Source organism: Engelhardtia mirabilis, assembly GCF_007748095.1.
In the GTDB taxonomy this organism is placed as follows: Bacteria; Planctomycetota; UBA1135; order UBA1135.
In genome coordinates this window covers 2,500,098-2,520,708 of the sequence record NZ_CP036287.1, presented here as the reverse complement: position 1 = coordinate 2,520,708, position 20,611 = coordinate 2,500,098, and the positions used below count along the sequence as shown (strand labels likewise).

The 20,611-nt window shown below is 71.0% G+C and carries 17 protein-coding genes; 9 read left to right on the top strand and 8 right to left on the bottom strand.

The genetic code is table 11. From position 1 onward, the window contains the following. Positions 1–7 precede the first annotated feature (7 nt). From Pla133_RS09240 to Pla133_RS09230, 3 genes are all read left to right on the top strand, one after another. Entirely contained in the window at positions 8–1,000 is a 993-nt protein-coding gene (locus Pla133_RS09240; protein ID WP_145064627.1) for a hypothetical protein, read from the top strand. A 168-nt stretch (positions 1,001–1,168) separates the two neighbouring features. Then, the gene (locus Pla133_RS09235) at positions 1,169–1,366 is read left to right on the top strand and encodes a hypothetical protein (protein ID WP_145064626.1); all 198 of its coding nucleotides are present in this window, start codon (positions 1,169–1,171) and stop codon (positions 1,364–1,366) included. 59 nt (positions 1,367–1,425) lie between these two features. After that, positions 1,426–2,454, top strand: coding sequence for an aspartate-semialdehyde dehydrogenase (locus Pla133_RS09230; protein WP_145064625.1), 1,029 nt, complete (start codon positions 1,426–1,428; stop codon positions 2,452–2,454). Positions 2,455–2,584: 130 nt separating this feature from the next. On the opposite strand, the gene Pla133_RS09225 is transcribed toward Pla133_RS09230, so the two are convergent. Beyond that, a complete protein-coding gene (locus tag Pla133_RS09225) occupies positions 2,585–2,950 on the bottom strand; it encodes a hypothetical protein (protein ID WP_145064624.1) in 366 nt (121 codons plus the stop codon). After that, positions 2,932–3,675, bottom strand: coding sequence for a hypothetical protein (locus Pla133_RS09220; RefSeq protein ID WP_145064623.1), 744 nt, complete (start codon positions 3,673–3,675; stop codon positions 2,932–2,934). The genes Pla133_RS09225 and Pla133_RS09220 overlap by 19 nt, the downstream gene beginning before the upstream one ends. 116 nt (positions 3,676–3,791) lie before the next feature. On the opposite strand from Pla133_RS09220, the gene Pla133_RS09215 reads away from it, so the two are divergent. The 4 genes from Pla133_RS09215 to Pla133_RS09205 all read left to right on the top strand — a co-directional run bounded on the left by Pla133_RS09215 (position 3,792) and on the right by Pla133_RS09205 (position 8,371). After that, complete coding sequence (locus Pla133_RS09215) at positions 3,792–4,232, top strand: SRPBCC family protein (protein WP_145064622.1); 441 nt, start codon at positions 3,792–3,794, stop codon at positions 4,230–4,232. 131 nt (positions 4,233–4,363) lie between these two features. Then, complete coding sequence (locus Pla133_RS26135; protein WP_419192286.1) at positions 4,364–4,492, top strand: hypothetical protein; 129 nt, start codon at positions 4,364–4,366, stop codon at positions 4,490–4,492. 154 nt (positions 4,493–4,646) lie between these two features. Continuing rightward, positions 4,647–6,494 carry an ABC transporter ATP-binding protein gene (locus Pla133_RS09210; protein WP_419192285.1) on the top strand — a complete coding sequence of 616 codons (1,848 nt, stop codon included), beginning with the start codon at positions 4,647–4,649 and terminating at the stop codon, positions 6,492–6,494. Beyond that, on the top strand, positions 6,491–8,371 hold the full coding sequence (locus tag Pla133_RS09205; protein WP_145064620.1) for an ABC transporter ATP-binding protein: 1,881 nt from the start codon (positions 6,491–6,493) through the stop codon (positions 8,369–8,371). The genes Pla133_RS09210 and Pla133_RS09205 overlap by 4 nt, the downstream gene beginning before the upstream one ends. Before the next feature lie 113 nt (positions 8,372–8,484). Here Pla133_RS09205 and Pla133_RS09200 read toward each other — a convergent pair whose 3' ends face one another. The 4 genes from Pla133_RS09200 to Pla133_RS09185 all read right to left on the bottom strand — a co-directional run bounded on the left by Pla133_RS09200 (position 8,485) and on the right by Pla133_RS09185 (position 12,744). Further along, on the bottom strand, positions 8,485–9,372 hold the full coding sequence (locus tag Pla133_RS09200; protein WP_145064619.1) for a YHS domain-containing (seleno)protein: 888 nt from the start codon (positions 9,370–9,372) through the stop codon (positions 8,485–8,487). 224 nt (positions 9,373–9,596) lie between these two features. After that, positions 9,597–10,100: a YHS domain-containing (seleno)protein gene (locus tag Pla133_RS09195; RefSeq protein ID WP_145064618.1), complete on the bottom strand. Its 504-nt coding sequence runs from the start codon at positions 10,098–10,100 to the stop codon at positions 9,597–9,599. A 47-nt stretch (positions 10,101–10,147) separates the two neighbouring features. Continuing rightward, positions 10,148–11,827 (bottom strand): putative ABC exporter domain-containing protein, encoded by a 1,680-nt coding sequence (locus Pla133_RS09190; protein ID WP_145064617.1) that lies wholly within the window; start codon positions 11,825–11,827, stop codon positions 10,148–10,150. Continuing rightward, the gene (locus Pla133_RS09185; RefSeq protein ID WP_419192284.1) at positions 11,824–12,744 is read right to left on the bottom strand and encodes an ABC transporter ATP-binding protein; all 921 of its coding nucleotides are present in this window, start codon (positions 12,742–12,744) and stop codon (positions 11,824–11,826) included. The genes Pla133_RS09190 and Pla133_RS09185 overlap by 4 nt, the downstream gene beginning before the upstream one ends. A gap of 108 nt (positions 12,745–12,852) precedes the next feature. Between Pla133_RS09185 and Pla133_RS09180 the strand changes: the two genes are divergently transcribed. Continuing rightward, a complete protein-coding gene (locus Pla133_RS09180; RefSeq protein WP_145064616.1) occupies positions 12,853–14,127 on the top strand; it encodes an SGNH/GDSL hydrolase family protein in 1,275 nt (424 codons plus the stop codon). Between the two features lie 161 nt (positions 14,128–14,288). Continuing rightward, the gene (gcvP, locus tag Pla133_RS09175) at positions 14,289–17,219 is read left to right on the top strand and encodes an aminomethyl-transferring glycine dehydrogenase (protein WP_419192283.1); all 2,931 of its coding nucleotides are present in this window, start codon (positions 14,289–14,291) and stop codon (positions 17,217–17,219) included. Between the two features lie 345 nt (positions 17,220–17,564). On the opposite strand, the gene Pla133_RS09170 is transcribed toward gcvP, so the two are convergent. Both Pla133_RS09170 and Pla133_RS09165 read right to left on the bottom strand, forming a co-directional pair. Continuing rightward, positions 17,565–19,277: a hypothetical protein gene (locus Pla133_RS09170; RefSeq protein WP_419192282.1), complete on the bottom strand. Its 1,713-nt coding sequence runs from the start codon at positions 19,275–19,277 to the stop codon at positions 17,565–17,567. Between the two features lie 514 nt (positions 19,278–19,791). Next, positions 19,792–20,457 carry a SanA/YdcF family protein gene (locus Pla133_RS09165; RefSeq protein WP_145064614.1) on the bottom strand — a complete coding sequence of 222 codons (666 nt, stop codon included), beginning with the start codon at positions 20,455–20,457 and terminating at the stop codon, positions 19,792–19,794. Between the last annotated feature and the right edge of the window lie 154 nt (positions 20,458–20,611).

Below are 20,611 nucleotides of genomic sequence, written 5' to 3'. Positions count from 1 at the left end.
AAGGACGATGCAACGCCCCGCTCCCCATCGGGTCGCCCCGCCCATCGCCGCCCGTCGCCGGACCCTGGCCGCCCTCGCCTCGGCCCTCTTCGCCTGCGCGTGCAGCCGCGCGCCCGTGGCCGACGACGTCTGGCCCGGCTTCGATCCGGCCGCGAAGGGTGACGTGTTCCTCGAGCAGTCCGCCCTGTGGCTGCACGTGCTCAGCGACGACCGCGACGAGCCGATCCAGATGCGGATCGAGTTCGAGGCGGGCGGTGAGTTCGAGCGCGAGTTGGGACCGCGCACGGCCGTGGACGACCAGATCTTCGTCGGGTTCCTGGATCCCGGCGAGGTGGCGATCGAACTCTCGACGCAGACCTCGAAGGCCACCCGGCGCTTCCGCCTGCTGCCCAATCGCCACCACGGCGTCGCCTTCGACCTGCGCACCGTCACGCCGGCGCCGGCCAGCCTGGAGCTGCACCTGCGCGCCGCGGGTGAAGGGGATGGTCCGCCCAGCGCGACCCTGTTCGCCCTGGACGAAGCCCTGGCCCAGCGGCGCGAGACCCGCGACGATCCGATCGGCCGGCCGCTGGTGCTCGAGCCCGACGGCGCGGGCTTCGTCGCCCGGCTCGACGGCCTGTCGAGCGGCGAGCACGCCCTGCGGATCGAGCCCGGCGGCAGCGAGCGCCGGCTGCAGCTCGCGCCCGGCGCCAACGAGATCACGATCGAGGCGCCGCCGCCCACGGCCCACCTGGAGCTGGACCTGGTCTCGAGGGCTACCGGCGAGCCGCTCACCGACGCGGTCCTGCGCTGGGTCTCGGTCGAGGATGGCGAGGCCTCGCCGCTGATGATCGCTCCCCGCGACGCCGAGGTCGTCGACGGACGCGCGTCCCTCGACCACCCGCCCGGGACCCTGCACCTGTTGATCGCCTCCCCGGACGTCGGCACGCACATGCGGACGATCGACACGGACGAGACCGGCGGCCAGGTGCGCTTCGAACTCGAGAGGAAGCGCCGCTGACGCCCTGTGCGTCGACGGCGTCCGAAGACGAGCTCCATGGTCCGGCGACTGTTTAGCAGGCTCTTTGCGGTGCGGACGCCGAGCGCTGACCCAGCGGGCCTAGTCTCCCCGCGCGATCGGGTCGGGGATCCCGACCAGCCCCCCACAGCGCCCACGCCCCGAGCTCCCATGCCCCTGCCCGCCACCACTCGCCTCGAGCCCCGCACCACCCGCCGCGAGATGCTCGCCCCGATGCTCGGCATGCGGATCGCCTGCCGCGTCGTGGACGAACCCCCCGGCCCCGCGCCGGCCCTCCCCGCCGAGCCGACGGGACCGGTCGTCGACCTCGGCGCAGAAGATCGCTCCATCCAGCGACCCGCGGGCTGATCCGAGCTGAGCCGGCCGAGGCCTTGCGCGGTGGGCGGCGCCGGTCGAAGCTCCGCGCGATGAACCTGACCGAGCTCGAGATCGCCGTGGTCGGCGCGCGGGGGGCCGTGGGCGCGGAGTTGCTGGGAGTGCTGGCCGGGGCGGGCGTTGAGCCTGGACGAGTGCGGGCCTGCGGATCCGAGGCATCCGCGGGCCAGCGCCTGGGCTTTGGCGCGGGGACCGTCGAGCTCGTGCCGACCTCGCGCGCAGCGCTTGTGGGTGCGGACCTGGTCTTCATGGCGGCGGGTGAGGAGGCCGCGCGGCGCTGGGCTCCCGTGGCCGTCGAAGCGGGCGCCCGCGTGGTCGACAACAGCAGCGCCTTTCGCGACGACCCGGCGGTGCCCCTGGTGATTCCGGAGGTCAACGGCGACGTGCTGCGCGGGTACGCGGGCCGGCTGGTCGCGAACCCCAACTGCACCACGGTGATCGCGCTCTTGGCCGCGACGCCGATTCGGCGGGCATTCGGACTCGAACGCATGTCGGTCACCAGCTACCAGTCGGTCAGCGGCGCCGGGCGACGGGCCATGGATGAGCTGCGGGACCAGACCGCGGCGGTGCTCGCGGGGGAGGCGCCCGTGCCGCAGGTCTTCGCCGAGCCCTGCGCCTTCAACGTGTTCAGCCATGACTCGCCGGTCGACCCCGAGACCGGGCTCAACGAGGAGGAGCGCAAGCTGGTCACCGAGAGCGCCAAGCTGTGGGGCGACGACACCACGCGGGTCGCGGCGACCTGCATGCGCGTGCCGGTGATGCGCGCCCACTGCACGGCCCTGGACCTGACCCTGGCCGAGCCCGCCCGTGTCGCGGATGCGCGCGAGGTCCTGGGCCGCGCCCCCGGACTCGAGCTGGTCGACGACCGCGGGCGCGGGGACTTCCCGACGCCGCTCAAGGCCGCCGGCCGGGTGGTGGTCTTGGTGGGCCGCCTGCGCGCGGATCCGAGCCAAGCCATCGATGCGGACGGTCGTGCGTGCGGTCTGCAGCTCTTCGCGGCGGGCGATCAACTGCTCAAGGGCGCGGCCCTCAACGCGATTCAGATCGCGCAGCTCTGGTAGGACCGACTGGGCGCACAGGTGTCGGTGACCGGCGGCGGCCGCTGGCTGCGAAACCGGACGCGTTGCTGGCCAGGGGTGCGGAGACAGGCCGGCGAGTTGCGCGGCGATCGCGCCGGTGCTCGAGCGGCCGCTACTCGAGCCCGCGCAAGAGGGCCCACATGCTCGACAGGTAGGCGAACAAGAGCACCAGGCCGCACACCGCGACCTGGGGCAGGGCGCTGCGATCGCCGCGGCGCATTCCGCGCACGGCGACGAAGGTGCAGACGACCAGGCCCAGCGCCAACGCCCCGCCCGCCACCGCGAAGATCGGGTCGAAGAACTCGGCCACCCAATCGGGCGCGTTGGCTGCGACCACGTGGATCGCCGCGCCGACCGCGACCAGGGGCGCGGCGCCGGCGATCAGGAGCGCGCCGGTGCTGGTGGCCGGCGGGCGCGATCGGCTCGCGGCGGTTCGGTCCGCGACCTCGGACTCCGCGTTCACTCGACCGCGGTCCATTCGCCGCCGGCGAGCTTGTACTCGACGTCGGTGAACCAGATGCGGAAGGCCTCGGGGTCGGGGCCCGGGAACTCGAGGCTGGCGCGGATCGGACCGATGGCGGTGGGCTCGCTCCAGGCCGCGGTGCGGGTGGGCTCCTCGGAGCCGGCGGCGCGGAAGATCCACTCGCGCACGTCGCCGTCTTCGTCGACGAACAGCTCGTATACGTCGCCGGGGGTGTAGCCGACTTCACTCGAGTAGGTGCAGATCAGGTGCTCGCATTCCGCCCCGGTGATCGGTCCGGTCGCGGTGCCCTGGCTGGTGATCTCGAGGCCGCTATCCCAGACGAGGTGCAGGGGGAACAGCAGCCAGTACTGGTCGTTGATGAACTGGCCGTCGACCTCGCGGGGCGACTCGGGGGCACCGTTTGACCCGCGGAAGTAGACGAAGAGCTCGTCGCCCTTGCGGTGGGCCACGCGGCCGGTGCCGGGCTCCCACTCCCACTGGCGGGCGATCTCGCGCTCGCCCAGGTCGGCGTTGAAGGTGTAGCGCAGGGCTTCGAGCTCGCCGAAGTGGTCCACGCCGTAGGCGGCGGCGACGCGCGCGCCGGGGCCTTCGTGGGAGTTGCCCGTCGAGGCGCAGCCGAGAAGCAGCAAGCAGACGCAGCCGGCCGAGAGCAGGTCCACGCCGAACCTGCGGGGCGCGGCCAGGGTGGAGGTCGTGGAGACGGTGGGCAGGGTCTTCATCGGGGTCTGACAGGGGGACGGACTTGGGTCGCCGGACGGCGGCCCGTACCTTGCGGCTTGCCAAGTGCGGGCGCCAGCCCGATCCCGTCCGCCCCGCGCCCCACCGGAACCGCCCCATGGAAATCGAGCACCAGATCGACATCGCCGTCCCTCCCGCGGAGCTCTACCCCCGGATTGCGACCTCCGCGGGGCAATTGGAGTGGATCGGCGGGCTGGTCTCGGCGGCCCCCACGGAGGGATCGGCCGACGCCCTCCCGGAGGTCGGCACGCGCTTCCGCCAACGCCTGGAGCGAGGGCCGATCCACATCGACCTCGAGGGGCGCGTGACGGTCGCCCAGGCGCCGATTCGCTTCGGGTTCGAGGCCGAGGGCCGCGATGTGACCTTCACGGTCCAGGTCGAACTGGTCGCCGCTGGGTCCGGAACGCGCATGCGACAGAAGACCGTCGTCGGGCTCGGGAACTTCGCCCTGAAGTTGATGTCCGGCAAGATCCGCTCGGAGCTGGATCAGAAGCAGACCGAGGACCTGGCGCGGCTGAAGCAGCTGGCCGAGGCCTGATTTCACGCGCACCGTCGAGAAAAACTCGGATTTCGCGAACGCTGCGCGCCGCGTTTCCGTCGTAGCCTCCTGACGCGCGACGTCGGTCCAGCCACTGGCGCCGCGCGACCTCGAACGAGGAGAACACCCAGATGATCCGCATCCAGCCCATGAACCCCCGCAACGTCGCCCCGCGCTATCGCGTCGGCGTCTTCGTTGTCGGTGGCGTCGTCGGTGGCTGGAAGGTCGCCGCGGATCGAGGGGTCCCTCGAGTGGAGTAAGCAGAGCCCACAGCTCTCCTCCCCTGGACCCGCTCGACGGCAACTCGAGCGGGTCTTTGTGTTTTGTGCCTTCGCCGGCCGCATGACCCGCCGCTCGCTCGCCCCTCCGGGGGCCCTCCGGCGAAGGCTCCGACTCGTGCCTCCAGGGATCCACGTGACCTCACTTGCCTCCGAATCGACCGCGGCGGGCCGCTTCGCGCGCCACCGCACCCTGCTCGAGCTGACCCGCGGCCAGCGGCTGCGCTATGGCGGCGCCATGCTCGCCCTGTGGGCGGGCGGCCTGTTGACCCTGGGCGTGCCCCTGGTCCTGGTCGAGCCCATCAACCGCCTGGCCGCGGGCGATGTCGTGCCCCCTCGCGTGCTGTGGCTCCACGGCACAGCGGCCGTGCTGATCACCGCTGGCGCGGGGCTGCTCACCTACCTACGCGGTCGCTGGGCGGCCCAGGCGTCCGAGCGCCTGGTCGAGGGTCTGCGCAATCGCCTGCACCGCAAGCTGCACGAGCTGCCAATGTCCTGGCACGACCGGGCCGAGACCGGCGACGTCGTCCAGCGTTGTACGTCGGACGTGGAGACGCTGCGGGTGTTCCTGGCCCAGCAGGTGGTCGAGATCGGCCACGCCGCACTGCTCTTGCTCACGGCCGCGCCGATCCTGTTCCTCTTGGACTCGACCCTGGCGGTGACCTCGATCGTGGTGATCCCCGTGATCCTGGTCTTCGCCGTGTCCTTCTTCGGGCGCATCCAGAAGCGCTTCACGGAGGTCGACGAGGCCGAGGGCGAGCTGACCACGGCCATCCAGGAGAACCTCACGGGCGTGCGTGTGGTGCGTGCGTTCGGGCGCGAGGAGTTCGAGCTCGAGCGCTTCGACGCCTGCAACGACCTCTTCCGCGCGCGGACCGAGCGGCTGCTGCGCCTGTTCGCCATCTACTGGAGCCTCTCGGACGTGCTCTGCATGACCCAGATGGGCCTCGTGCTGCTGCACGGGGTGGCGCGGGTCCACGCGGGACTGCTCACCGTCGGCGATCTGTTCGCCTTCATCGCCTTCGTGGGCATCTTCCTTTGGCCGGTGCGGCACATGGGTCGCGTCCTGGCCGACACGGGCAAGGCCTTGGTGTCGATCTCGCGCCTGGAGGCGGTCCTCGACCAGCCGGTGGAGCAGGATCCGGAGCTGGATCAGACCCTGCCGGCGACCGTGCGGGGAGAGCTCGCGTTCGAGGACGTGACCTTCGCCTTCGACGAGTCCACGCGGGCCGTGGACGGCATCAGCTTGACGGTGCCGGCGGGCAGCAGCCTGGCGCTGGTGGGTCCGCCCGGCTCGGGCAAGTCGACCCTGGTGCGCCTGCTCGGTCGCTTCGACGACCCCGACCGGGGGCGCATCACCCTGGACGGGATCGACCTGGCGCGCCTCCCGCGCTCGTGGGTGCGGCGGCAAGTGGGCCTCGCGGCCCAGGAGCCGTTCCTCTACTCGCGCACCATCGCCGCCAACTTGACCTACGCCCGGCGCGACGCGGGCGCGGACGAGCTGGAACGCGTCGCGCGGGACGCGGCGTTGCACGCCTCGATCGAGCGCTTCGAGAAGGGCTACGAGACCCTGGTCGGCGAGCGGGGCGTGACCCTCTCGGGCGGCCAGCGCCAGCGCCTCTCCCTGGCTCGGGCGCTCCTGGCGGACAGGCCGATTCTGGTGCTCGACGACACTCTGAGCGCGGTCGACACGCGCACCGAGGCCGAGATCCTCGCCGCCCTCGAGCGGCGGCGAGGGCGCGCCACGACCGTGGTCATCTCCCACCGCCTCTCGTCGGTGGTCGCGGCCGATCAGATCGCCGTGCTCGACGGTGGCCGGGTGGTGCAACGGGGTCGGCACGAGGAGTTGATCGGGCTGGACGGGCCCTACCAACGCCTGTGGCAGATCCAGACCGCGCTGGAGGACGAGCTGGACGACGACCTGCAACGGACCGCGGGCGCCGAGATCGCCCAAGGCACACCCGAGGGGAGCGTGAAGCCATGACCGACGAGATCCTGGACGACGAGCACTCCGGCGCCGCGGCGCGCATCGACTGGGGGCTTTGGAAGCGCCTCCTGGCCTACTCCAAGCGCTACCCCAGGACCCTGGGCATCTTCGTGACCGCGGCGATTGTCGTCGGCGCGGCCGACACCGGCATCCCCTTGGTGACGCGAGGGGCCATCGACGCGGTGACCGCGGCGCCGCCCGAGATCGACACGTTCGAGCTGCTCTGGCCCTATGCCCTGGCCTACGCCGGGGTGAGCCTGGCCCTGGCCGGCGGGGTCTTCACCTTCATCCGCTGCGCGGGGATCCTGCGGCCGCGCATCGCCCGCGACATCCGGCGCGACGCCTACGCGAACCTGCAGCGCCTGTCCCTGCGCTTCTACGACCGCCGGCCCTCGGGCTGGCTCGTGGCGCGCATGACGTCGGACTGCGAGCGCCTCTCGAACATCCTCGCCTGGGGCGTGCTCGACGTGGTCTGGGGCGCGACCGTGATGAGCGGGATCGCCACGGCGATGCTGTTCCTGGAGTGGCGCCTGGCCCTGGCGGTGCTGGTCTTCGTGCCCCTGTTGGCCTGGATCAGCCTGTGGTTCCAGCGCCGAATCCTGCAGAGCTCGCGGGCGGTGCGGGGTGTCAACAGCCGCATCACGGCGGCCTACGCCGAGGACCTGGCCGGCGTGGCCACGACCATGGGCTTCGCGCGCGAGCGCGAGCAGCACGCGGACTTCGCGCAGTTGACCGAGCGCATGGCGCAACACTCGATCGCCAATGCCCTGCAAGCGGCGGTCTACCTGCCGGTGGTGCTGACCATCGGGAGCCTGGCCCTGGCACTGGCCCTGGGCTTGGGTGGACAGCATGTCGCCGTGGGCGCCCTGTCCCTCGGCACCCTGATCGCGTTCATGACCTACGCGCGCCAATTCTTCGAACCGGTGCAGCAGGTCGCGGCGCGCTTCGCCGAGCTCTTGATGGCCCAGGCCGCCGCCGAGCGGATCCTCGGACTCATCGACGAGGTGCCCGAGATCGGCGACTCGGACGAGGTGCGAGCGATCCTCGCCGCGGGCGAGGGGCGTGCACGCCCGGCGGGCTTCGCAGCCGACGGCCTGCCCGACCGCATCGGCCAGATCCGCTTCGAGCATGTGTCGTTCCACTACGACGCGGGCGAGCCGGTGCTGGCCGACTTCAACCTGACCGTCGAGCCGGGCCAGACCATCGCGCTCGTGGGCGAGACCGGCGGCGGCAAGTCGACGATCGCCGGCCTGCTGTGCCGGTTCTACGAGCCGACCGCCGGAGAGATCCTGTTCGACGGCGTCGACTACCGCCAGCGCGGCCTGGCCTGGCTGCGCTCCAAGCTGGCCATCGTGTTGCAGACGCCGCACCTGTTCTCGGGCTCGGTGCTCGACAACGTGCGCTACGGCCGGCTCGACGCGACCGAGGAGGACGTGCGCGCGGCCCTGCGACTGGTGGGCGCCCAGACCTTCGTGGACAAGCTCGAGAAGGGCCTGGACACGCGGGTCGGCGAGGGCGGCGCGCGCCTGTCCACCGGGCAGAAGCAGCTGATCTCCTTCGCACGCGCGTTGGTGGCCGAGCCCGAGATCCTGATCCTCGACGAGGCCACCTCCTCGGTGGACACCCAGACCGAGCGCGCCGTGCAGCGAGCCCTGGAGACCGTCCTGCACGGCCGCACCAGCTTCGTCATCGCCCACCGCCTGTCGACGGTGCGCTCCGCCGACCGGATCCTCGTGATCGGCGCCGGTCGCATCCTCGAGCAGGGCAACCACCAAGAGCTACTGGCCCTGCGCGGCCGCTACCACGAGCTCTACACGGGTCAGAGCCTAGTGGCCGACGGCGAGCGCAAGGCCGCCTGGGAAGCAGTGCGATGAAGGGGTCGGGTGCGGCCGCGGGTCTCCGCGGCCGCGCCCATGAGATCCGCTGTCTCTCGCCCGCCGAAGGCGAGTGACGGGGTTCGAAAGCCCGCGCCAGTCGCGGCGGCGGCTCAGCCCTGGCCCACGGGGGCGTTCAGCTTGGTCCAGGCCGCCTCGGCGCGGGCTGCCAGGGCCTCGCCCCCATCGATCCACTGCTGGCGCGCGTTGCCACCCGCGAACAGGAGCAGTTGCTCACTCTCCGCCACGAAGAAGCGCGGGTCGACAGCAACCTTCTTGCCCTCGGCCATGGCACGGGCGCACCAGCCTCCGAAGGCCGGCTCGTGGGCGGCGGGGTTCGCGCGGAAGGCGGCGGCGTTCGCTTCGGTTGCGAAGTAGTAGGTCACTCCGCGCTCCACCACGGCGATGCGCGGCAGGCCGGCGACCGGAGTACCGGTCGCGATCGACACGGGGTCGATGCCCTTCAACGCCAGTCCCTGCTGCAGGTCGAACTCGCGCAGGGATCGCGGCACAGCCTCGCCGCTGAACTCACGCCACGCCTGGTCGGCCTTCGGACGCAGCTCGACCGGCCCCTGCTCCTTGCCCCAGCTCTTGCGGGTGTTGCCGAAGAAGCCGTTGTAGAAGACCAAGAGGCGCCCCTCCTCGATCAGGAACGACTTGGGGTCGATGTCGGTCTTGTCGCCGCTGGCCATGGCGTAGGCGCACCATCCGCCGTAGGCCGGTTCGAAGCGCGCGGGGGCGGCGAGGAAGAGCTGACGGTTCGCGTCGCTCGCGAAGCGGTAGGTCACGCCCCTGTGCTCGGCGCTGAACTGCTTGTCGCCCTTGGTCGGGCTGCCGCCGCCGACCTCGTAGTACGCCACCGGGTCGTAGCCCTGGAGCGCCAGGCCATCGCGCCCGAGGTTGTACTGGTCGATGGCGGGGCGGGCCTCGTCACCCTGAACGGCGGAGGCGAAGGGGGTCAAGAAGGCTCCGAGGAACAGGGCGGCGAGGAAGCTACGCATGGCGGTGGTGGTCGGGGCCCGCCGTTCGCGGGCCGTTGGTCTTGGTACCGGGCTCTTGAAGCGCGCGCGGATGCGGATGCCAACGGGCGCCATCGCGGGTACGCGGTCAGAACCAGAGCGGGACCGGCGTTCCGGTCAGCATCTGCGATCGAGGCGGATTCCAGCGGCCCTGCGCGCCGCGGCCATCGGAGCCGCGCCGGTCCCCCCGTAGAACGCTGCTCGCTTCAGTCGATCGCGCGGATCGACGCCCACTCGCGATTCGCCCTGTCGCGCAGGTGCGCGTCGGGTCCGGCATCGAGCCACATCTGGCGCGTGTCGCCCCAGAAGCCGTCGTAGAAGAGCAGCAGCTCGCCGTCCTCGATCAGGAAGCTCTGCGGGTCGACCTCGACCTTCTCGCCGTCGACCATGGCCCAGGCGCACCAGCCCCCGTAGGCGGGCTCGAAGCGCTCGGGGTCGGCGACGAACTGCTCGCGGTGGTCCTCGCTGGCGAAGCGCCAGATCAGGCCCCGATAGGTCGTCTCGATGCTCTCGCTGCCCTCGACCGGCTCGCCGCCGCCCTCGGGGAAGTAGGAGACCGGGTCCCAGCCCTCGAGCGCCAGGTGCTCGCGGCCGACGTTGAAGTGGGCAGCCTCGGGCGGCAGGGTTCCGGCCGAAGGCCCGACGCAGGACGTCAGGGCAAGGGCCAGTCCGGCCGCCGCGACCCGCGTGAGGGGTGCGGTGGAGTGCATGCGGGGCGCTACGAAGCGTCGCGCGGAACGGGACCGCCTGCGGGGCGTCAGTTGGTGATCGAGTCGGGCTCGAAGCGCGTCAGCACCTCGCCGCCGAGGGCGATCGCGCCCCAGCAGCCCACCACCAGCCAGGTCCAGCCGCCGAACAGGCCCACGACCGCGGCCACCGTCGGCGAGGCGTCGGCGAGGCTCCCCGCGACCCAGACCAGGCCCAAGCCGATGCCGACACCGATCGCGCCCAGGACCGCCAGCACCACCAACCGCAGCAGCACGACCACCGCGGCCCGACCCATGTTCTGCAGGGCCCCCTCCTGCCCCGGAGCGAAACGCACCGGCCAGAGCAGGAAGATGGCGTTGTCCAGGGCCAGCCAGGTGGCCACGAAGGGCGGGATGAAGGCCAGCACGACCCAACCCACCGGGTCGACGCCGCCGGTGGCCAAGCCGTGTGCGACCAGGCCCAGGCCCACCATGGCCGTGATCAGCGCGGCCTCCGGCAGGAGCATGGCCGCGAACAGGCGCCAGGACGCCAGGGGCCAGGCCTTGAGCACGTCCATACGCTCCAGCTCCTCGCGGAAGTCGAAGCGCAGCCCGCTGCACAGATAGAAGGTGCCGAGCACTCCCACCAACACCGCGCCGGCGATGCGCGTGCTGCGCTCGCCGCCGTCGCCCACGGCCACCGCCGCGATCACCAGGACCGTCAACAGGAAGGCCGAGAAGCCCAGGGTTGCACGCGCGCGGCGCAGCATCGAGGCGGTCTTGCGCCAAGCGATGGCGCCCACCGGCCCGCGCCCGAAGAGCCAAGGCACGCGGCGCAGACCGCCGGCGCTCGAGATCTTGTGGGCCGAGGCGCCACCGCCGCGTTGCAGACGACGCATGCGCGCGGCCACGTCGGCCGAGTTGGCCAGGGCCAACTCGCGGAAGTCGAAGGGCAGTCGCGCCGTGAGCTCGAACAGACCCAGGAGCACCACCAGGCACAGGATCAGCCAGGGCGCGGCGCTCGCGAGGCTGGCTGCGTTCATCAACTGCGCCCAGGGCTCGAAGGGTGCGGAGACGATGCGCGCGGCGTCGTGGGTCACCACGGCCTCGAAGCTGGTCTGCAGGTCGCTCGGCAGCTTGTCGATGAAGACGTACACGCCGACGGCGGCCGAGAGCAGCGCCAAGCTGAAGATCCGTGCCGCGAGGCGCAGGGCCTTGACCGGCAGTCGACGCTCGAGGGCGCCGAGCAGGATCGACGCCGTCTGGCCGGCGATCGCGATGGTCATCACGAAGAGCAGCGCACCCACCGCCGCCCACAGCGAATGGGGCAGGCGCACCGACGCGATCAGCGCCACGATCAGCCCCCCGACCAGGCTTTGCCCCATCAGGATGTGGAGCCGATGGCGAACCAGGTCGGCGCGCGAGACCGGCGCGGCGAAGAGACGCTCGATCTCCTGGGCAGGCAGGTACAGGCCGCGGTGGGCGATGGTGCCGGAGACCGAGAGCAGGAACAGGACCGTGACCGACAGGCGCGCCACCGGGACGGCGAGGCGCGGCTCGAGGCCGCGATCGCCGCGCACCTGGAAGGCGACGCCGATGCTGGTCAGCCACATCACGACGAAGCCCAGTCCGAGCAACGCGAAGACCGCCCCGGACGGAGTGCGAAGACGCCGACCGGCGCGGCGCAGCATGCCACGCGCCTTGAGGCCGAGCAGTCGGCGCAGGGCCGGCGCGCCGAGGATGGCGGTCACGCCTGTCCCTCGGCCTCGCCCTCGGTCGCGGTCGCGCGCTCCGGATCGCGGCCGAGCTCGCCGCCGGTGACGGCGAAGAAGACCTCTTCGAGGCTGGTGCCCTCCGCCGCCGCGGCTGCGCGGTGGGCGCCCTCCATGGTCCCGTCGTAGACCTTGCGGCCGCGCCGCAGCACCAAGAGGTGGGTGCCCAGCTCCTCGACCAGGTCGAGCAGGTGCGAAGAGAGCACGATCGCCGAGCCCTCCGCAGCCAGGTCGCGGATCGCGGCCTTGGCCGAGCGGATGCCGTGGGGATCGAGGCCCGAGAGGGGCTCGTCCAGCAGTACCACGCGCGGCCGCGGCAGCCAGGCGCAGCAGAAGGCCAGCTTCTGACGCATGCCGCGGCTGAGTTCGCCGCCCAGGGCGCCGCGCTTCTCGAGCAGCTCGAAGCGCGCCAGCAGCTCCTCCGCCCGCGCGCGCCAGCGGCCGACCCGGTACAGCGCCGCGGTGAACTCCAGGTGCTCGTCGACGGTCATGGCCTCGAAGGGCTGGGGATCGTCGGGCACCCAGGCGAGCTGCAACTTGGCGCGCCGCTCCGCCGTGGCCAGGTCGTAGCCGGCGATCGCGACCCGCCCGCTCTGGATCGGCAGGACCCCGGCGATGGTCCGCAGGGTCGTGGTCTTGCCGGCGCCGTTGGGGCCGACCAGCCCCAGGATCTCGCCGGCGCGCACCGCGAAGCTGAGCCGATCGACCGCGCGGGTCTCGGCGTACTGCTTGGAGAGGTCCTCGACCTCCAGCAGCGTCGCCGCCGGCGCCGCCGCGGGCTCGGGATCGAGTTGCCCGGCGTCGGAAGGCGCCGCCTCGGAGTCCTCACCGAGTCGCGCGAGGTCCGCCATCGGCGCGGGCTCCACGCCGGGATGCTGTTGGTCGCTGTCTGTCACGGTGCGCTGGTCGGCGAAGTCTACTGCGCTCGCCCCCCAGGGGCCCGCCGTCGATTCCGCGCCCGAGGCGGGAGCCGTCCGGCGCGAGGGGCTATCCTCGCCACCCTCGTGCCCGCCTCGCCCCGACGATCGCGCCTGCGCCCGACCTTCACCCGCCTGCTGTTGGCCGCCCTCGGCGCCGCGGTCGGTCTGGAGCTGTGGCTCTCGGTCTGGGGCATCCAGGACGGCTCGTTCATGGGCTACCCCCTGCCACCCTTCGGGTCGACCACCAACGAGGCCCAGCGTATCTGGTTGGCCACGGCGGTCTACGAGCCGGAGCCGGCCGAGGGTGTCGGCATCTGGGACCGTGAGATCGGCTGGGCGCTGCGCCCCGGCGGCACCGGCGACGGCGACCAATCGGTCTCCCCCGACGGCATGCGCGGGCCGCGCGAGTACCCGCGCGAGACCCCGAGCGGGACCCTGCGGCTGTGCTGCTACGGCGATTCGTTCACCTACGGCGACGAGGTGCCCGACCACGCCGCCTATCCGTACCAGCTCGAGGACCAGGCCGCCGCCCGCGGGCTCGCCCTCGAAGCGATCAACTTCGGACTGCCGGGCGGGGGTACCGACCAGGCGTGGCTGCTGCATCGGCGCCATTCGCCCACGTGGAAGCCCGACGTGGTGGCGATCGGGATCCTGCTCGAGAACATAGGGCGCAACGTCAACCGCTTCCGCCCGCGTTGGAGCCCGAATACCCTGCGCCCGGCGGCCAAGCCGCGCTTCGTCCTGCGCGAGAACGACGAGCTCGAGCTGCTGCTGCCGCCGCCTTACCCCGATCGCATGGCCTACGCGCGGGCGGTGCGCGACGGCGAGGTCGCGCGCCTCACGGCGCCGGACGACTACTGGACGGGGCGACCGACCCTCGGACCCCTGGCGATCTTCGGCACGGCGCGGGTCGCGGGCCTGGTGCTGGCCCACCTGGCGCGGCAGCCGCGGACGATGTGGATGGATCCGGAGGGCGAACCCTTCCGCACCAGCGTGGCGGTGCTCGAGGGCTTCCACCGCGAGGCCCTGGAGGGCGGCGCCAAGGCAGCGCCGGTGGTGATCTTCCACAGCCACGAGGACCTGCTCGAGTTCGAGCGCACCGGCGAGCGCTACTGGAGCGGCCTGCTCGCGGCCCTCGACCAGCGGGGCATTCCCTACATCGACCTGGCCGAGCCCCTGGCCGAGTTGGAGCGCGAGACACAGCGTCTGCCCGCGCCCAGGAGCGAGCTCGAGTCGATCTACGTGAGCCAGGCCGGGCACCTGTCGATCTACGGCAACGCCCGGGTGGCCGAGGCCGTGCTGGCCTGGCTCGAGGCCCGGCCCGAGCTCTGGCCGGCGTCGACCGACGGGTCGCGCTGAGGCGCCCCGGGCCGGGGGCTAGCGGACGGACGGCGAGGGCCCCACAAGGGCTACAATCCGCGGCTCCCGGGCCACCGATCGGGTTCGCATCCGACCACACCGCCCGTCCCACGGCGGGCGCCGCGCGCCTGTCCCCCACCACCCCCAGCCCGAGATCCACGGTGAGCGACGCTCTCAACCTCGAGCCCGCCCTGGGCCCCAGCGACACCTTCGTCCATCGCCACAACGGTCCGCGCCCCCACGACGTCGAGCAGATGCTCGGCGCCATCGGCGTCGACTCGCTGGAGACGTTGGTCGCGCAGACGATCCCCGCCACGATCCGTCTGGGACGCGAGCTGGAGCTCGGCCCGCCGCGCGGTGAGTACGAGCTCCTGGCCGAGCTGCGGCAGATCGCGGCGCAGAACGTGGTGGCCAAGAGCTACATCGGCGCCGGCTACTACGGCACGATCGTGCCGCCGGTGATCCAGCGCAACGTGCTCGAGAACCCGGGCTGGTACACCCAGTACACGCCCTACCAGGCGGAGATCAGCCAGGGGCGTCTCGAAGCGCTGCTCAACTACCAGACGGCGATCACCGACCTGACCGGACTGCCCCTGGCGAACGCGTCGCTGCTCGACGAGGGCACGGCCGCGGCCGAGGCCCTGGCCATGTGCCTGGCGGCCGGGCGCGGCAAGAGCCCGGCGGCCTACTTCGTGTCCGAGCGCTGCCACCCGCAGACGATCGAGGTGGTGCGCACCCGCGCCGCCGCGGTGGGCGCGGAGGTCCACGTGGGTGACGCCCAGAGCTTCGACTTCGCCGGCACGCCCGTGGCCGGTGTGCTGCTGCAGTACCCCGACACCTACGGCCGCATCGACGCCTTCGACGCCATCTGCGAGCACGCCCACGCGGCCGGCGCCCGGGTCGTCGTCGCGACGGACCTCTTGGCCCTGACCCTCTTGCGCCCGCCGGGCGAGTTCGGTGCGGACGTGGCCGTGGGGTCGGCCCAACGCTTCGGCGTGCCCATGGGCTACGGCGGCCCCCACGCCGCCTTCCTGGCCACGACCGACGAGTTCAAGCGCATCATGCCGGGGCGCATCATCGGCGTGAGCATCGACAGCAAGGGCAACCGCGCCCTGCGGATGGCGATGCAGACGCGCGAGCAGCACATCCGCCGCGACAAGGCCACCAGCAACATCTGCACGGCGCAGGTGCTCTTGGCCGTGATGGCGGGCTTCTACGCGGTCTACCACGGCCCCGAGGGCCTGCGCCGTATCGCCCGCCGCGTGCACGCCTTGACCGGAGCGGTCTCCGCCTTCCTGCGCGAGGCCGGCTTCGACGTGGACGGTGGCCCGGTGTTCGACACCCTGCGCGTGGATTGCGGCGCGGGAGGTGCGCCCAAGCGCGTCGGCGCCGGCCACGAGCGCGGCATCAACCTGCGCGACATCGACCAGCAGTTCGTGGGCATCTCCCTGGACGAGACCACGACCCTGGCGGACGTAGTCGCGCTACTCGACCTGTTCGGCATCGCGGCCAAGCCCCACGACGTGGAAGAGGTCGTGCGCACGATGGAGGCCCAGCTCGGGCGCCCACACCTGCGTACCAGCCCGTACCTGACCCACCCGGTCTTCCACGAGTACCGCTCCGAACACGAGCTCCTGCGCTACATCCACCGCCTGCAGGCGCGCGACCTGAGCCTCACGCACTCGATGATCCCCCTGGGGTCGTGCACCATGAAGCTCAACGCCACGGCCGAGATGGTGCCCGTGACCTGGCCGGAGTTCGGCGGCCTGCACCCCTTCGCGCCGCTCAGTCAGGCCCGCGGCTACGCGCGCCTGTTCGCGGACCTCGAGCGCTGGCTGGCCGAGATCACCGGCTTCGCGGCGGTGTCCCTGCAGCCCAACGCCGGCAGCCAGGGCGAGTACGCGGGGCTGCTCGCGATCCGCGCCTTCCACCAGTCCCTGGGCGAAGGCGATCGCACCGTCTGCCTGATCCCCACCTCGGCCCACGGCACCAACCCCGCCAGCGCGGTGATGGCCGGGATGCGCGTGGTGGCGGTCAAGTGCGACGCCTCCGGCAACATCGACCTGGCCGACCTGCGCGCCCAGGTCGAGAAGCACAAGGACCAGCTCGGCGCGCTGATGATCACCTACCCCTCGACCCACGGGGTCTTCGAGGAGTCGGTGATCGAGATCTGCGACCTGGTCCACAAGGCCGGCGGCCAGGTCTACCTGGACGGCGCCAACATGAACGCCCAGGTCGGGCTGTGCCGCCCGGGCGACTTCGGGGCGGACGTGTGCCACCTGAACCTCCACAAGACCTTCTGCATCCCCCACGGGGGCGGCGGTCCGGGCGTGGGCCCGATCGGCGTTGCGGAGCACCTCGCTCCCTTCCTGCCCGGTCACGGCCTGGTGGACAACGGAGGCAAGACCGGGCCGGTGGCCTCGGCCCCCTGGGGCAGCGCCAGCATCCTGACCATCTCGTGGGTCTACATCGCCCTGATGGGCGCCCGCGGCCTGCGCGAGGCGTCGCAGCTCGCGATCCTCAACGCCAACTACATGGCGCGGCGCCTCGAGGGCGAGTTCCCGATCCTCTACCGCGGCGCCAAGGGTCGCGTGGCCCACGAGTTCATCGTCGACCTGCGCCCCTTCGAGAAGAGCGCCGGTGTGACCGCCGAGGACGTGGCCAAGCGCCTGATGGACTACGGCTTCCACGCGCCGACCATGTCCTGGCCCGTGGCGGGCACGGTCATGATCGAGCCGACCGAGTCGGAGTCGAAGCCGGAGCTCGACCGTTACTGCGAGGCCCTGCTGTCGATCCGCGGCGAGATCCGCGCCATCGAAGAAGGCCGCTGGGCCCGGGGCGACAACCCCCTCGAGAACGCCCCCCACACCCTGGCCGACATCACCGGCGACACCTGGGACCGCGGCTACTCCCGCGAGACCGCCGGCTTCCCCGTGCCGTGGCTGCGCGAGTTCAAGTTCTGGCCCTTCGTCGGCCGCATCGACAACGGCTACGGCGACCGCCACCTGATCTGCACCTGCCCCACCGTCGAGGAGCTGGCCGAGCAGGAGGAGCTGGACAGCACCGATCAGCGCGAGCCGGCTCTGGCCTGAGGGTCGGGGCATCTGCTGCAACGCCGAAGCTCTCGGCCCACCGCGCGCTCGGATCGACCGCAGTCGATCCGGGCGCTCTTCATTGGGGCCATTCTCGAGGACGCCCTGTGTTGGTGCGTCTCGGCCGATGCCCTTCGTCCTCGCGGCACCAGCTACGCCGTAACCGATTCGCCGCCAATCGACTGGAGCTCACCCTTGCGGCAGTGAAGTCGCGGCCGCGCGCGGGAGCGGCTCAGCCCACGACATGCGGACAGTCGCTCGCACTGCGAGCCGCTGTCTCGCCGCCCCCTGCTCGACCGGACGAACCGAGTGCACCGGCCCCCGGCCCGAACCTACGGACTCGGATCAGTTGAGCCGCACCCGGGTCGCGTTGGAGATGTCTACGACCCCTGCCGAGAGGTCGATCGATAGAACCGCCGTAAAGAGCTCGACCCCCACGAGGGGCAGCGGCACAGGGTTGAGCGCCTGCGTGAATAGTGACGCATTCCCATCCCCGGCCGCATCCAGCAGGCCCAATGAACCGACAAACGGAGGGTCCCCGGCCCCGCTGAGCGAAGCACCGAACCAGGGATCTCCAACCCCGATGGGAAGCTGCAACCCCTGCGGGTCGCCGCCAAGCCCCACCTCCTTAACCTCGCTGCTGTAGAGCGCGATGTACACGTCTCCAGCCATCTCATCGTCGAAGTCGATGAACTGAACCTGCGTGCCACCGTTCCCGAGCACGATCGTCGAGGGGCAGGAATGCAGCTTCAGTCCTCCAATCACGAACGCTTGAGCGCTCCCGGCATCGACAATCCCATTGGGCTTTGCTCCGGTCCTCCCCACGTAGCCCGAGAAGCGATCGAGCGCAACTGCGTGGCCCCAACGCTCCCCCGCCGAGAGCGAGGGCGCGGTTGGCAACATTACGGCCGTTTCGCTCCCGCTACTCCAGCCGGCGTGGGGCTTCACGAACAGATAGGCGCTCCCCGCAACCGCTGACGAGTCGGGCGGCGGCGGGCCGGGACTTCCGATCAGGATTCGGTCATCGTCGAAATCCAGGCTGACTCCGAACTGGTCGCCAGCGAACCCGAGGCTTGGCGTCAGCGCCCCGATCTCCACCCAGCCGCTGCCTCCCGACTCCTGGAACAGGTAGGCCGCCCCCTCGATCGTTGGGTCGACGCTCACGCTCGGCGCTCCGACAACCAGCAGATCTCCCTCCAAGTCCAGGCACTTACCGAAGGTCGCGTGCGCCACTGGAGGGGATTGCGTGATCTTCACGGCAGCGCTCGAGAACAGCCCGCCGGTGCGCTCGAACACATACACCGCCCCCGACCGTGCCACGCCGCCGTTGTTGGCGTAGAAGGCGCCCACCGCGAGCCTCTCGCCGCCGCCGCTCAGCGCCTCGACATCGACTGCCGCCCCAAAACGGCCATCATCGTCGACGAACGGCGCATTCAGGGCCTGAATGAAGGCTGGATTCCCAGGATCCGAAACGTCATAGACAAACACCTGCCCAGCGTTGTCGCAGACCCCTCCCGTCGAACACGCCACCGGCCGACCCGATGACCCGACCACGAGGCAGTCCCCATCGATCGCAACATCAATCCCGAATGAGTCATGCGCATTCTGCCCGAACTCTATGGGAGACAACATCTTGATCCGCTCCACGAATTCCGATCCACTGACCTCATAGAGGTAAACCGCTCCCTGCCCGGGCTTCGTTCCGATTCCGTCAGGATCTGGGTTGTACCCCGGCGCCCCGATTGCGAGCAGACCGTCCGAATAGTCGAGAGCCAGGCCGAAGTTCTCAGGACCGCTATAGCTCGGAACTGTCGGCAAGGTCTGGAGGAGCGACGACCCCAGTCCACCTCCCCCTGGCTTCAGCACTTCCACCGACCCGCCTCCGACGCCGCCTCCGATGTTCTTCAGCGTCGTCACGAAGACGCGGCCATCGTCGAGCGACTCTAGCTCGATCCCATACATCGCCCCAGCAATCGGGGTCTCAGCCTCGAGCGACGCCGAGGCACACGGCGTATCGATTTGTAGCGCTGTCGCCGTGAGCACGATCAGAGCAATCATGCCGACACCTTTCTTCGAGTGGTGACCTTGATATTGACGGCTCCCGTGAGCCGACTTCGAAATCGCCATTCGGTAGCCGGACTCAATCGATTCTCGGTCGCCTTCGCTCGATAAAGTGTCGAACAAGGCTAGTCCCTTCAGCGGCCGGCTGCCCGTCTCCGGTTCTGAACCGGCGGTTCAAGTGCACGCTGACTGACACCCAAATGCGCCATGCCTGGATTCCAGGCAGGAGACTCAGGTAGGGGGCTCGGCGTCGTTCGGCAGTCTCACTGGCACCGAGAATCCCCATTTCCGCCGCCCTGCGCTGACGATGTCCCGATCTCGCGCCAAAGCCGCCTGGCTCGAAGAGTGTGTCGCTCATGAGACCACCGCTCCCCTGAGGAAGCGAACCGCGTCAGTGCCGACCATTCTCGAAGTGTTCGCGCTGCCCTCACAGGAGAGCGGGAGATCCTCCTTTCACGGCTCTCATCGGACCATTGCGAGCTTGCCCTGACCTGAACCGCAGCCGTCGCGCTCAGCCCCGGCGCGGCGTCCTGGTCGTTACGGCGACCCCCGGCCCCAGGAAGTGCAGTCTGCGGCCGATGGCCAGGTCTGCGACCGCCAGGGTGCGCGCGACCACCTCGCGGGCGCGCACCTTGAGCCAGGAGCCCAGGGCCGGGTTGGCCGCGCCGAAGGCGATCGCGTCGAGACCGTGACTGCGGGCCAGGACCACCGCGCGCTCGGCGTGGAAGGGTTGGGAGACGATCGTCACCTCATCCAGGCCGAATACTTCCTTGGCACGCACCACCGAGTCCAGGGTGCGGAAGCCCGCGAAGTCGCAGGTGATCAGCTCCGCCGGAACGCCGCGCGCGACCAGGTCCGCGCGCATCCGGCTCGACTCGTCGTAGTCCGGGCGCCCGTTGTCTCCGCTGACGAGGATTCCGTCCACGGCGCCAGCGGTGAAGAGCGCGGCCGCCGCGTCCATGCGCGCCACGTAGAAGCGGTTGGGGCGCCCCTCGTGGGTCGGCGAGGTACCCAGGACCAGGGCCACGGAGCGGTGCGGAATCGTCGCGCTGTCGTCGAACACGTGGGTCGACCAGGAAACGCTGGCGTCACAGACCAGCGGTACGGCCACGGCCAGGCCGCAGACGGCGATCCACTTGGCGCGCCCCGCGCAGACGCTGCGTACTCGTTCCCACATGAGCTTCGAACTCCGTCGTCCTACCGGTGCCGCGGCGCGCGGACCCGGCGACCCTAGTCCGCGAGCGAGGCGGCCGACAACGCTGAGTCGGCGTATTCCAGGCCGCGGGCATCCTGGGGCCCCGGGGCGGCGCGGCTTGCCGTCATCTGACCGC